Genomic DNA, 13455 nt, shown 5'->3' on the forward strand with positions numbered 1-13455 from the left:
ACCTCCTTTAGTCATCCTCCCGGATGCTTTTAAGCTCCAGCACAATGCCTGGGTAACGGCTCTCCACTGAATCTGAGAAGTCGTTGAACAGATCCTCGGCCTCCTCATCGCTTCTTGCGAAAAAGCCCATGTCCAGAAAACATTCTGCCTTGACCCGGTAAGCTCGTCTCCGCCCGATGATCACCGGGCCGGTTCCATAAAAATTCTGCGCGTGCATGGCGCACCTCCTGTATGTATATATATAATATATAAAAATAATAATGTTATTGTTATTTATGTCGACACGGGTGTCGGTGATTTAGCGTCCACTTTTTGTTTTTGCCAAAATTTGCCGACACCCGTGTCGGTTATGCCTGTGGATAACTTTTTCCGGCATCCTTCCCCGGTTCCAGGGAAAAGGACTCTGGATTACCCACGTAATCGTAAACCATGGTCACCTTTTCGGATAACACATGCCTGATCTCCCGGGGCTCCACATTGGGGCGCAGAGGGATCATCGTGTAAATCCCTGCGCCTTGGGCACTGCCCTTTTGATAGATGATCCGCCCCTTAGCTTCAAGCTCCTGCCGGTAGCGCATCATCTGCCGCTCCGAACAGTGCATCACATCAATGATCCGCTTGTTGCCGATAATGAATTCCACCCGCCAGAGCCATTCGCCCGAGGTAGTGAGCAGCGCACACCAGCTGTTAAACACCATGAGCACCACCCATAAGAAGAAAGCGCCCGGGCTCAGCTCGTGATCCTCCAGCCACTCAAACAGATAGCGGATCTCCTTGAAAAAGCTCAAGCCCCATACTCCACAATAAAACGGATATCCTCAAACAGCGCTTCCTTATGCTTAAGGCGGCTGAGCTCTTTGTCAAGATGGGCAAGATTGCGGTGAAGCGCCCCGTTTGTAGACGCTTGTTTCTCAAGGGCTTCTGTCAGAATTGATATAGTTTTATCCTTTGCGTAATCAACGCTGCCCAGGGACTCCAGATACACAAAGGGCGGATAATAGTCCATGATAATCGAACAAAAATGCCTTGCCTCATCCCTGAAGCTGGCTACACCCATGAGCTGAAGCTCATTTCCGCTGACCAGATAGGCCCAATGCCGTTTTCCGTCCGAGCACCGAACCCGTTCCATTCTCAGGCCGCCGGGGAGTGCAATCTTCTCCAGAAAATCCCGATGACAGCGAAGTTCCAGATAATCACAAAGGTCTGTTGCCACATACCAGTGGGCCCTCACCTCAAAGATATCATAGTCCCCCTTCATCCCATTAATCAGTTTTTTGAGATGGATGATCTGATCCATCAAAGCACTCGACTCGTTGTCATGGGCGGTCATCAGGCGCTTTTTAAGCTTTGATATCTCATGGTATAAAACAGAGACGTGCAGCTCGCGCTTTTCCTGGATCAGAATACAGCGTACATCTGCATATTCGGATGATTTCAAGATTTTTTCTTCCAAAATTATGGTCTCTTCATCAATTTTTCGGTTTAATATTCTGTTCATTGTAAACTCTCCTTTTAAGCTTTTAATCCACTTTTAAAACAACCGGAACCGATACATTACAGCGTACCTCAATGCCCGCTTTCTCCGGCTCCAGACTAAGCAGCCAGCTGCGCAGCGTCTCCCACTCTCTAAAAAGCTGATGGTCTTTTTTGGTTTTTCTCACGGTTCTGCGTTTGGCCTCAAGCATTTTTCTCAGCCCCGTTTCATCTACAAAGTTTTTGTACTGAACCCGCTCTGCATTTCCCGGATGCGGGATGGGTAAAACCTGCACACCCAGCCTCTTAAAATGCCGGCTGGTATAGCGTCTCGTTTTTTTAAAACCCAATACCCGTTCCACATCAGTAGTAGAATAAAATACTTTTCCCTCTCCTACACACAGAGTATCCACCTTACCATAGGCGCTGTGCTCCAGCTTATGGTAGCTCTGGAGGATTCGTTTTACTTTTTCCGAAAGTTTGGCGACAAAATGCTCCCGCTGGGAACTCTCAATATTTTGACCGCATGGAACCGTGCCTTTTTCCGCTGTTTTTTGGGAAAAAGTGTTTTGTTTCTTTTGTACTGATTTCTTCATTCTCAGTACCTCCTCATTCAATTTTGGCGCTACGCTTTCCTGCGCTGACCTTGACTCTATTCTACAGCCTGACGGATGGTGTGAGAATGTACTCGGAGTTGGACTTTCTTCTGGAAACCGACTTTTTCCAGAGCGGATCGCCGTTGGTGTCGGAGCATTTCAGGCGCAGCAGGCTGTACCAGTTTTTTACAAAAGTGATTTCCTCTATAAATCCGGAGGCAAAGGCCTGGGCCCAGGCTGCCAGCTGGCGCAGCCGATTTCTTTTAGCATCCTTGCGGTCAGGCTTCTCGCCCTTTTTAGGGGCTGGGACCTCTACCTCTGGCCGCAGACCCATAGGCCCCTGAACAACCCGCTTCGCATAATTTACGTTCTTCTGGAAATCCCGTTTTCGGGCCTCAGCCTGCTCCTCCTCGAAGTAAACCACCAGCTCACCGTCCTCCATAAGCTCCAGAATATCCTCGGTCAAAAGCTTCTCATAGACCTCGGAATCGTAACGGCAGTGCTTGATCATCTCAAGGGTGAGCACCCGGTGGCAGTACTGGAGCTTCTTAAAACATTCGAACTCCCGCCGCTTTTTACAGTCGGGACAAAAAAGAACCGGTATGAGGAAGATGGTGATCTCCTCATACCGGTTGATTACAATGCGCACCGCAAAACCATTACGGTTCAGCTTTCTAAGACACTTGCGTGTTTTCTTCCTGGACCGTTTTTTAAATTTTTTGTTGTAGCTGGTCAATACTTTTTTACCGCTGGCGGTCCGTTTTAGGCGGGGCTTCCGCTTTCTTTTGCGCTTTGGCGGTTTTGATTCTTTTCGCTCTTTCTCGGGCTCGTGTTCCATGTCCTTTAAAACTTCTTTGTCCACCCAGATATCGTTCTGGCAGTGCAGCTCCAGCCCTTCTTTGAGGTTTAACTCCTTTAGGCACGGAACCCTGCCGGTCCGGCTGATAATCGTTTCCACAAGCGCCTGCGCAGCCTGGGTGGGGGCTTTGAGAATGGCCTGAGCCGGCATGTCTTCTGGGGTGATGAGGGTGGTTAGGGTGTAGTGGGATTCGGGTAGGTGGATGGTCATGGTGGGCGCTCCTTTTTTATTTTTGAATTTGGCGGGTAGTGGGCGGATTGGGTTTCATAAAAAGAAAAACCGGTACGCGAAGCGTAAAAAGCTTCGCGTACCGGTTGATTGGGATGTGTCCCGGAAACCATGTTAAGTTGTGGGGATTATTTAAATCTACCAATAAAACTGTTAGTTGCACATTCTTTCAATGGTAAATTAATTTTTTTATTTTCATTTGTTGATTTATAAATCGCCAACACCAACTCAAGCGCATCCTTACCTGCATGAGCATCCACATAAGGCTTTCGGTCTTTTTCAATCGATTCAATCATGTCATGGTAAAGACTCGTGTGCCCATTTCCATAAACATTGCTTGTTTCTTCGAAGAATCCTGTATTCTCTTTTCTTTCTTCTTCCGTCGCATCTTCAAATTCCCAGACATCAATGGCATTAGTCGACTTCCCACCAAGTTTTACTGTTCCTTTTTCTCCAAATAGGTACAGGGTTTCTTCAAGATTCTTAGGATAGACATTTGTTGTTCCTTCGACTGTTGCGATAGCACCATTTTTAAATTGTATAACTGCCATTCCAACATCTTCGGCTTCTAAATAATGGTGAAACTGCTGACGGGTAACACCATAGACGGATTCGATTTCGCCGCCCATCATCCACCGCAGTAAATCAATACCATGGATACACTGATTCATCAGACAGCCGCCGTCCTGGGCCCAGGTGCCGCGCCAGGGCGCCTGGTCATAATAGCTCTTATCCCGGTTCCATCGAACGTTTATGGATCCATGGGATATCTTTCCAAAACGACCCTCTTCCGCTGCTTTGCGCATTTTTTGAACGGCTATATTAAAACGATTTTGATGGCAGGCCGCTACTTTAACCTTTTTTTCTTCTGAAGCTTTAATAATCGCGTCGGCACCTTCGATGCTCATTGCCATGGGTTTTTCAATAATAACGTGAATCCCTGCATTAATGCAGTCCAACGCGATGTTTTCATGAAGTCCGCTTTCGGTCGCAATTCCTATTAAATCGATCTGATTTTCTTCAATCATTTTTTTATAGTCTAAATAACGTTTAATCTCTTTTTTATCTTCAAGTTGATGTTTTTTTAACAACATTTCCATATGTTCTGGTACAACATCGCAGACGGCGACTAAATTTAATTGGTTGTTCTTTACAGCTGTAATATGATTGATGGCAATCCGCCCACAACCTATTAATGCATAATTCATTTCATACCTCTATCAGTTTGATTTTATTTTCTTTACAAATGCGGTATTTCTTTCCACACTCTGAACAAACATAATATTCGTTACTTTTTGTAAGTTTTTTGCCACACTGGCATACATAGCTCTTTAATCGGGCTGGGTTTCCGTAAACCAGCGCATAGTCTGGAACATCTTTTGTAATAACGCTTCCTGCCCCAACCATGGCATAACTGCCTATGGTCGATCCGCACACCACAGTGGCATTTGCTCCGATTGAAGCGCCTTTCTTGACGAGTGTTGGACGATATTCTTTTTTTCGAGAGATAAAACTTCTTGGATTGATCACATTAGTAAAAACGCAGTTGGGACCTAAAAACACATCATCCTCACAAACGACACCTGTGTAAAGTGCAATGTTGTTTTTAATCGTCGCATTATTTCCAATTTTCACACCTTGCTCCATAAAAACATTTTGTCCAATATTACAGTTCTTTCCAATAGAAACACCATCCATTATGTTACAAAATTGCCAAATTTTTGTTTTTTCTCCTACAGTCACGTTTTCTCCAATATAGCTGCTTTCATGGATATAATAATCTCTTTTCATTTTTACTCCGTATATTGGTTTACACACTTCACAATTTTCTCTTGTTCTTCAATCGATAGCTCTGGAAACATTGGAATGGCTACAGTATGATCTGCCACCATTTCCGCATTCGGAAAATCACCGTTTTGATAGCCCAATGACTCGAACACCTTTTGTTTATGTAAAGGTACTGGAAAATAAACGCCTGTCTCAATTCCGTTTTCTTTTAAATATTTTCTGAAACCATCCCGCTCTTTAACCTTTAACATATAAACGTAAAAAATAGGCTGGTTTTCTTTTGCAATATATGGCAACGTGACTTTAGGATTGAAAATCTGGTGATTATACTTTTCTGCAATTATTCTTCGTTGTTTATTCCAATTATCTAAGTGATTAAGCTTTGTTTTTAAAATAGCAGCCTGAAGCGCATCAAGACGTGAGTTATAACCAATAACAAAATTATAGTATTTAGGCAAATTTTCTTTAAAATCAAATTCCTCTGTACTATCAATCCCCTGAAGTGATTGATAGGTAAACTGCCCATCTAATCCGCTGCCATGTACCCTATAGGCTCGGCTCTTTCGATAAACCGATTTCTGATTTGTCACAATAATACCGCCATCGCCAGCGCAGCCCAAATTCTTTGTGGGAAAAAAAGAAAAGCATCCTATATCACCCATTGATCCGGCCTTTTTTCCTTTATATTCTGCTCCAGCTGCCTGGGCAGCGTCTTCGATCACATAAAGTTTGTACTTTTCCGCAATTCCTAAAATCGTATCCATATCTGCACACTGCCCATACAAATGAACTGGAATGATGGCTTTTGTTTTCACGGTGATCTTTTCTTCTATTTTTTGCGGATCAATCAAAAAGGTGTCTTCGGTACAGTCGACAAATACAGGTGTTGCGCCAACAGCTGCTATTGCTTCCGCTGTTGCGAAAAAAGACATGGCGGTAGTAATTACTTCGTCAGCTTTTCCAATATTTAAACTTTTTAAGGCGATGACCAACGCATCGGTGCCATTGCCGACACCAACTGCATAGTTTACACCAATATAGTCTGCATAAGCTTCTTCAAACGCCTTAACGGTATCGCCCAAAATGTAGGCTCCTGATGCGAGTACCTTCAGAACTATGGTGTCTATTTCTTCCTTAATGGAGGTATATTGTCTTGATACATTCATCAATGGGATCATCTCACAACTCATAGCTTTCTCTCCTTGTCACGCCAACGCCATGGTACTCAAAGCCTTTCAGCATATCCTGTTTTTTAACATAGATATTTCTCAAATCAAAGAAATATTGTCCTCGCATATTTTTCTGGATGCGGTCAATATCGAGCGCTCTGAACTGATACCATTCGGTAATGATTACCAATGCATCTGCATCTTTTGCTGCTTCGTATTCGTTATTCATATACTTGATGGACGTATCAATATCTTTAAAACGCCATTTTGCTTCCTCCATACCTTCCGGACAGTAAGCTTGTATTTTTGCACCGTCCTGTACAAGTCCTTTTACAATATCCAGCGCCGGGGAATCCCGCATATCATCGGTTTCCGGCTTGAAAGATAGACCTAAAACTGCAATAATTTTGTTTTTTATCCCGCCGTCTTTTTCCATTGCACCTTTGATCTTTTCCACCATTTTTTCTTTTTGTTTTTCATTTGCTTCTATCGCTGCCTGAATAACCTTCATTTCCAAATTGTTTTCTTTTCCAATCCGGACAATGGCTTTTGTATCTTTAGGAAAACAACTGCCCCCAAAACCTGGACCTGCATGTAAAAACTTAGGTGAAATTCTTCCATCCATTCCCATTGCTCGGGCAATTTCCTGAACATCTGCATTAACTTTTTCTGCCAGTAATGCCATCTCATTAATAAAAGATATTTTTACTGCCAAAAAAGCATTGGATGCGTACTTAATCATTTCCGCAGTTTCAATATTGGTAAAAACAAACGGTGTTTGATTGACACTAAAGACATCATAAATTTCACGCATAATATGTTGTGCTTTTTCGCTTTCTGATCCAATAACGATCCGGTCAGGATTAGTACAGTCACTGATGGCTTTTCCCTCCCGTAAAAATTCCGGATTGGACACTACATCGAACTTTATGTCAAGTCCTCGTTCTGAAATCCCTTGCTCGATGATTGTCTTGACCTTCTTTCCTGTTCCAACAGGAACCGTCGATTTATCGACAATGACTTTATAATCATTGATATATCCAGCGATTTCTTTTGCCACATCCATCACATAATGAAGGTCTGCGCTTCCATCTTCCTGTGCTGGGGTTCCCACCGCAATAAAGATGACGTCGCTTTCTTCTACCGTTTTTTTCATATCAGTTGTAAAGCACAAACGACCTGACTCAATATTTTTCTTTAGCATATCAGAGAGTCCTGGCTCATAAATGGGGGATTCTGCTTGCTTCAATTTTTTGATTTTTTCTTCGGATACATCCATACACAAAACATTCATACCAAATTCTGAGAGTATCACACCTTGTACCAGGCCGACGTATCCGGTTCCGATTATTCCTGTTTTCATTATTTCTCCATTTTTGTTTAATAATTATTCTAAAAATACGTTGTTTTTTTATTGTCCTTTGATAATAAAATTGTTAATACAAACCAAAACAAACTGTTTGTGACATAAGTCCCACTCATCATCAAATTTATAACTGGGTATATTGCTAATATTGATAAAAATTCATAATTAGGATTAAAAGCAATAATTTTTTTTATTTTATAAATGCAAATAATCAAAAGGATTAAACTAAATAAAAAATATATGATTCCTCCCTGGAGCAATGCTTCTAAAAAGAAGTTGTGTGGATAGCCCCATTTAATACCAAAAGCGGTGTTTAGGTATCCCCAAAAACCATATCCTATCAACGGCCTTTTAAAAATCATCGCTATTGCTTCCAAATATACAATATTTCTTTGAGATGTAGCTTCCCAATTGATACCTCCAGCCGGTGAAATGAATGATACAATACGATCTATACTGTTTTCAAAAAGTGAGTTGTCTATAAGAACATTACTAAAAACTAAAAAAAAGAGTATTATTATTAAAAATATTATTATTAATTTTGGTATTTTTTTTATTTGTTTTTTTCGAACAATTATTAATAAGATGAAAATAATATAACTCATAAAAAGAATAAACCCGCCTCTTCCACCAGTCAACAAACAAGCAGTAAACTGTCCTATAAACAACAGTATTTGAAATGTTAAAAATACCTTTGTTTGTGCAAATTTAAACCTCTGATATTTCTCCCCATAAAAAATCAAGTAAAAATTAATACCGCCTGTAAATCCCAAAATATATGAAATTCCCTGGTAATTAAAAGCCCCTGCACTCTGAAAATATGCATTTTTTGTAAAATTATTCATCACAATACTGAACAAAATAATAAATGCAATAATATTATAAATATCAAACCACTTAACTAATCTTGGCACGATATTTTTTTCTACACAATATAAACCTGCAAGTATAGAAGAAACCGAAAAACACACAAAATATAGTACGCTCATTATATATCGCGAATTTATTGTTTGAGATAGGATATACTCCAAACCTGCAAGTGCTATAATAATCACAGCTATAAAAAGAACCAGGACTTCTTTAATTCTAATTTTTCTTTCAAAAATACTATTTTTAAAATAAAGAATAAAGGATAGAACAAACATGGATACACAAAACAGTGTATAACTATTACTGTTTTCACTTCCAAGATATACATAACCAAACATTGCCGTTACAACAAAAAACACCTCCTGCATCAATATTATTATAAAAACAATTATCTCATCAACTTTTATATTCATCGTTATTCCTCAATGAAAAATGGCCAATGATCAGCAACATCATAACCTTAACTGAATTCGCAATTAATACTGCGATACAAAACCCAAATAACCCAAATTTTTGAACCATTGTAGTTCCCAACCCAATATAAGCAATAAGATGGATGATCTGCACAATTGGTTGATAGCTTGTTTTACAAAATTTCAGAACTGCTGGCTGTATTATTCCAGCTGCAACCAAGACAATTGCAGAAAGATTTGCAATGGGTATATAATGTACTGCCTGATCAATCAATGTTGGGTATAGTAATCCTGTAATGGGTTTTGCCAATAGAATTGTTACCAAATAGAATCCAAAACAGCAACTTAACGCAATTGAGCATTGCACCCAAAATTGTTTTAAACTTAATGAATTTTTTCGAGCATAATAGCTCAGCAAAACACCTGCAACTGGTCCCATTACAATGCCAAGAACTTTCCCAAAAAGAGTGGCTGTATAATAGACAGAAACATTTTCTGCGCCCAAAATAGGATACAGCAACAATCGATCCAGATAAGTTAATACATTTCCTATTAAAGAAGCACTAATTAAAAAACCATATTCATTTAATGTGCCTTTCATTAATTTTGTAGGTCGAAAAGTCTCTTTAAAAAGATTTTTGCATGTTAGAAAGATATAAATACAAGAAAAAACCTCAGCTGATAAAAAAGCCCATTGCCAGATACCCGAGTATGCAGTAAAGAAAAGCCCTATCAGTGCTCCTAAACAATAAACGATACATTGTTTTAAATATTTTTTATAATTTAAAACCAACCGGTATCCTACTGAGTAATAAGATCTACAAGAACTAAGAATTGTGATGCCCATAATCAGGATTAATGAAAAAAGAGACTCCCGACTAAAAAACAAGATACATAATGGCGTAATAATCGTGATTAAAATAACTGCACCAAGATTGATCAGATTAAAGTCCCCGGTTGTTTTATTTTCTTTGTATGTCGTATCTCTTAATAAACGCACATTATTTAAAGAATTTCCCAGTGTAACCGAAATAATATTTACAATGCCAATGAGTGTAAGAAAAAGCCCATATGAATCTGCACTCATATGTGAACCTAAAAAAGGATAGACAACGATTTGCAAGATACCCGTCATCATAAAAGAGGCAAATATATTTAAGGAAACATCTTGCAAAAAGTTAATTCTTTGTTTAAAGTATTTGAAAAATTTTTTTTGCTTAAACATATATTCGTTTTGCCAGTTCTTTATAATCAAGTTCTTTTTTTGCCAGTTCAAAAGATGCCCTTCTTTTCTTTTCTAACACTTTAGGATTAGCACTGATTTCTTCTAATAAACGTTGAATGCTTTCAACGGTATCAATGTAAAAAACCGTTTCCCCCATTAGCTTCTTATGGCTTTTATGTGGATATAAGGCCAATGCACTGCCACAACAGGCAGCATTCTGCATGGTTGCTGATTGTCCACCAGGCTGTATATATAGATCCGCCGCACACAAATACTCTAATAATTCTTCTGAATTCTTCCATCCTAAAAATCGAATACGTGGATCTTTTTTTATAATTGGCTCAACAACCGGCCACATATCTTCACTAAATTCTCCAATAATAACCAAATATATTTTTTTTGTTTTTATTTTCTGAAATGCATCAAGTATTGTTTTGGTTCTTTTTAGTCGGTCCATCTTTCCGGAATGAACGATTAAAATATCTTCATTACTTAATCCTAATTCATCTCTTCTTCGTTTTCGCTTTTTTTCTCTTATTGTTTCTTCAAAAATGATACCTCCGAGAGGCAACATTTCTACTCTTTCTTTTGGTATATCATACATCTTTTCTAAAAATATTTTAGCCTCATAAGATATTGCAAAAATATGATCTATATTAGGTAGACATTTCTTGATCAGCACGCGATTGTATCCTCTGTGTATTATCATTTTAGAAATAAAATTTTTTCCCGAATTATTGAAGTCTGCATGACAATCTGCGCATACTTTAACATCGGGGTGATTTCGTTTATATTTGGCTACTGTCTCTAATTCATAACCCCCTATTCCATGATAGAAAATCATATTTGGTTTGTGTTTATTTAATAATAATTCTAATTCATCAGCTCGTTTTATTTTCTTACTAACATAATCATTTACATATTTATGTAACGGAATGCGTATTAATCTAACTCCATTAGTTAAAACTGTATCTTCGGGTTCTACATTTACAGCTTTTCCATTTAAATATTGTTGACAGTCTGTAATATAAATTACTTCATGTCTGTCTTTGATATTTTGTTCTGTTAATAAATTATCTTGATAACTCATTCCTTCTGTAAAATAAGCGGTTAATCCAACATGAACAATTTTCATTAAATTCCTCCATACTTTTTATTCTGTTTGTATAAGCTTTTTAACATATATATTCTGAACCTAATTTTATTAAAAAATGTAAGCTTCGTTGATTTATTATTATCATGTTTTCTATACATAATCAGTGTTTCTTGACTTGAAAATGTTAACTTTAATTTCTCAGCAATATTACTGATCCATTGATCATGAGTTGGAACCGTTTTAGGAAATGGTAAAATATATTGTTTTAGTTCTTTTTTAAAAACCATACAACAGCCAAAATAGTAACTTGAAAGAATGTTTCTTGCATAACCTTTTTTAGGTGGCCTAATCTCAAATAACGTTTTATTCAATAATTCCCCTTTTTTATCAATCAATTTTGCATTATGCATAAGCAATAATTGCTTTTCATTTTTGTTGAAAAGTTGCTTAACTATTGATATTTTATCAAAACACCATATATCGTCTTGATCTGATAAAAAAATCAATTCATTTTTACAATTCTTAATTGCATTTTCAAAGTTAAATACATAACCTTTTTGAGGACCATCTATTAATACTATTTGCTTATACTTTTTCTGGTATTCTCGTATAATACGAAGTGTACTATCTGTAGAACCGTCATCTGAAATAATCAATTCATCTGAATCTGCTAATTGTACAAGTATTGAATCCAACTGTTGGGATAAAAAACGTTCTCCGTTGTATGTAGCCATAGCAACAGAAACTGAATAACTAAAGCATTTAATTGATTCTTCCATTATTGTCCCCACACGGTTCTCTTTACAATCCCAGCATAGCTCTGAATCACCTTCACCACCTTCACACTCACATTGGTGTCGGCGTAATCCTCGGCCATGATGGTCTCTTCCTGGTTTTCAAACATATTCACCGCCAGCTCTACGGCCTGTTCCACTTCTTTTCCGGTGATCCCGCCGATGACGATGGTGCCTTTGTCTAAGACTTCTGGCCTCTCGGTGGAGGTTCTTATAAGCACTCCTGGGAAGTCGAGCATGGCGCTCTCTTCGGACAGGGTGCCGGAATCGGAGAGCACACAGTAGGCGTTTTTCTGAAGCTTGTTGTAATCAAAGAAGCCGAAGGGCTTCATGTTGGTCACCAGAGGATGAAATTTAAAGTTTCGCTTTTCGATGATCTTCTTGCTTCTCGGGTGGGTGGAGTAGATGACAGGCAGCTGATACTTTTCAGCGATGTGATTAATGGCTTCCATGAGGGACATAAAGTTGTCTTCGTTGTCGATATTCTCTTCCCGGTGGGCGGAGAGCAGGAAATATCCTTTAGGCTTTAAGTTTAATTCTTGCAGGACTTTTGATTGCTCAATCTCTGCTTCATGGTCCCTGAGCACTTCCCGCATGGGGCTGCCGGTCACGAAGATGGTCTTTCCGTCCATGCCTTCGCTTAGGAGGTAGCGTCTGGAGTGCTCGGTATAGGGCAGGTTGATGTCGGCGATGTGGTCGACGATGGTGCGGTTGACCATTTCGGGCACGTTCCAGTCCCAGCACCGGTTGCCGGCTTCCATGTGGAAGATGGGGATCTTAAGGCGCTTGGCGCTGATGGCGGACAGGGCGGAGTTGGTATCGCCAAGGACTAACAGGGCGTCGGGCTTTTCTTTTTTCAGGATGTCATAGGACTTGGCGATGATGTTGCCCATGGTTTCGCCCAGGTCTTTGCCCACGCTGTCCAGGTAGTGGTCGGGGGCTCTCAGGCCCAGGTTTTCAAAGAAAACCTGGTTGAGGGTGTAGTCCCAGTTTTGTCCGGTGTGGACGAGGATATGATTAAAGTACCTGTCGCATTTTTTGATGGTGGCGGAGAGTCTGATGATCTCGGGCCGTGTGCCTAAAATGGTCATGAGTTTGAGTTTTTTCATCTTTTCTCTTGCTTTCCTTTTTTATTTGATACAATTCATCTGAAATGAATTTTCTTGTTGATATCCTTATGTTTTATACTCCGTCTTTTTTACACTTCTAAAAAGTAGGTATCGGGCTTTTCGGGGTCGAAGGCTTCGCTGGCCCACATGACGGTGATCATGTCCTCTTCGCCCTCGTTGATGATGTTATGGGTATAGCCGGTGGGGATGTCGATGACTTCGAGCTTCTCGCCGGTGACGTGATAGCTGATGACGGCTTCTTTTTCTTCTCTTTCCGCTTTTTCTTTATCGTCCTGATCGCCGATCACTTTCCGGAACTGGATCTGGCCTTTTCCCTTGACCACCAGAAACTTTTCGTTTTTGGTGTGGTGCCAATGCTGGCCTTTGGTGATGCCGGGCTTTGAGATGTTGATGGATACCTGGCCCCGGTCGGGGGTTCTTATGAACTCGGTGAAGGAGCCGCGGCTGT

The 13455-nt window shown here is 39.8% G+C and carries 14 protein-coding genes and 1 pseudogene; all 15 read right to left on the reverse strand.

Annotated features, from left to right (window positions below; genetic code table 11):
* Positions 1–7 precede the first annotated feature (7 nt).
* Positions 8–217, reverse strand: a complete 210-nt coding sequence (locus FYJ53_RS18510) for a hypothetical protein (protein ID WP_013380691.1) — start codon at positions 215–217, stop codon at positions 8–10.
* 130 nt (positions 218–347) lie between these two features.
* On the reverse strand, positions 348–788 hold the full coding sequence (locus FYJ53_RS18515) for a primosome (RefSeq protein WP_013380692.1): 441 nt from the start codon (positions 786–788) through the stop codon (positions 348–350).
* Positions 785–1498: a hypothetical protein gene (locus FYJ53_RS18520; RefSeq protein ID WP_148430660.1), complete on the reverse strand. Its 714-nt coding sequence runs from the start codon at positions 1496–1498 to the stop codon at positions 785–787. The genes FYJ53_RS18515 and FYJ53_RS18520 overlap by 4 nt, the downstream gene beginning before the upstream one ends.
* A gap of 22 nt (positions 1499–1520) precedes the next feature.
* Positions 1521–2069, reverse strand: coding sequence for a hypothetical protein (locus FYJ53_RS18525; protein ID WP_148430658.1), 549 nt, complete (start codon positions 2067–2069; stop codon positions 1521–1523).
* A gap of 61 nt (positions 2070–2130) precedes the next feature.
* Positions 2131–3138 (reverse strand): hypothetical protein, encoded by a 1008-nt coding sequence (locus tag FYJ53_RS18530; protein ID WP_154557602.1) that lies wholly within the window; start codon positions 3136–3138, stop codon positions 2131–2133.
* A 146-nt stretch (positions 3139–3284) separates the two neighbouring features.
* Positions 3285–4364, reverse strand: a complete 1080-nt coding sequence (locus tag FYJ53_RS18535; protein ID WP_148430654.1) for a Gfo/Idh/MocA family protein — start codon at positions 4362–4364, stop codon at positions 3285–3287.
* 1 nt (position 4365) lies between these two features.
* Positions 4366–4947: an acyltransferase gene (locus FYJ53_RS18540; protein ID WP_090412662.1), complete on the reverse strand. Its 582-nt coding sequence runs from the start codon at positions 4945–4947 to the stop codon at positions 4366–4368.
* A 2-nt stretch (positions 4948–4949) separates the two neighbouring features.
* Positions 4950–6134 (reverse strand): DegT/DnrJ/EryC1/StrS aminotransferase family protein, encoded by a 1185-nt coding sequence (locus tag FYJ53_RS18545; RefSeq protein ID WP_227930240.1) that lies wholly within the window; start codon positions 6132–6134, stop codon positions 4950–4952.
* Positions 6124–7476: a UDP-glucose/GDP-mannose dehydrogenase family protein gene (locus tag FYJ53_RS18550; RefSeq protein WP_090412665.1), complete on the reverse strand. Its 1353-nt coding sequence runs from the start codon at positions 7474–7476 to the stop codon at positions 6124–6126. The genes FYJ53_RS18545 and FYJ53_RS18550 overlap by 11 nt, the downstream gene beginning before the upstream one ends.
* A 29-nt stretch (positions 7477–7505) precedes the next feature.
* On the reverse strand, positions 7506–8762 hold the full coding sequence (locus FYJ53_RS18555) for an O-antigen ligase family protein (RefSeq protein WP_148430652.1): 1257 nt from the start codon (positions 8760–8762) through the stop codon (positions 7506–7508).
* Positions 8746–10038 (reverse strand): lipopolysaccharide biosynthesis protein, encoded by a 1293-nt coding sequence (locus tag FYJ53_RS18560; protein ID WP_090412690.1) that lies wholly within the window; start codon positions 10036–10038, stop codon positions 8746–8748. The genes FYJ53_RS18555 and FYJ53_RS18560 overlap by 17 nt, the downstream gene beginning before the upstream one ends.
* Positions 9980–11122, reverse strand: coding sequence for a glycosyltransferase (locus FYJ53_RS18565; RefSeq protein ID WP_090412692.1), 1143 nt, complete (start codon positions 11120–11122; stop codon positions 9980–9982). Before FYJ53_RS18565 ends, FYJ53_RS18560 begins: the two co-directional genes overlap by 59 nt.
* A complete protein-coding gene (locus FYJ53_RS18570) occupies positions 11122–11862 on the reverse strand; it encodes a glycosyltransferase family 2 protein (protein ID WP_090412695.1) in 741 nt (246 codons plus the stop codon). The genes FYJ53_RS18565 and FYJ53_RS18570 overlap by 1 nt, the downstream gene beginning before the upstream one ends.
* The gene (wecB, locus tag FYJ53_RS18575) at positions 11862–12986 is read right to left on the reverse strand and encodes a non-hydrolyzing UDP-N-acetylglucosamine 2-epimerase (protein ID WP_148430650.1); all 1125 of its coding nucleotides are present in this window, start codon (positions 12984–12986) and stop codon (positions 11862–11864) included. Before wecB ends, FYJ53_RS18570 begins: the two co-directional genes overlap by 1 nt.
* A gap of 89 nt (positions 12987–13075) precedes the next feature.
* Positions 13076–13455 (reverse strand): annotated as a pseudogene (locus FYJ53_RS18580) (capsular polysaccharide biosynthesis protein CapF); the annotation flags it as partial.

Source organism: Eubacterium sp. BL-380-WT-2B (assembly GCF_009696115.1).
In the GTDB taxonomy this organism is placed as follows: Bacteria; Bacillota; Clostridia; order Eubacteriales; family Eubacteriaceae; genus Eubacterium; species Eubacterium callanderi.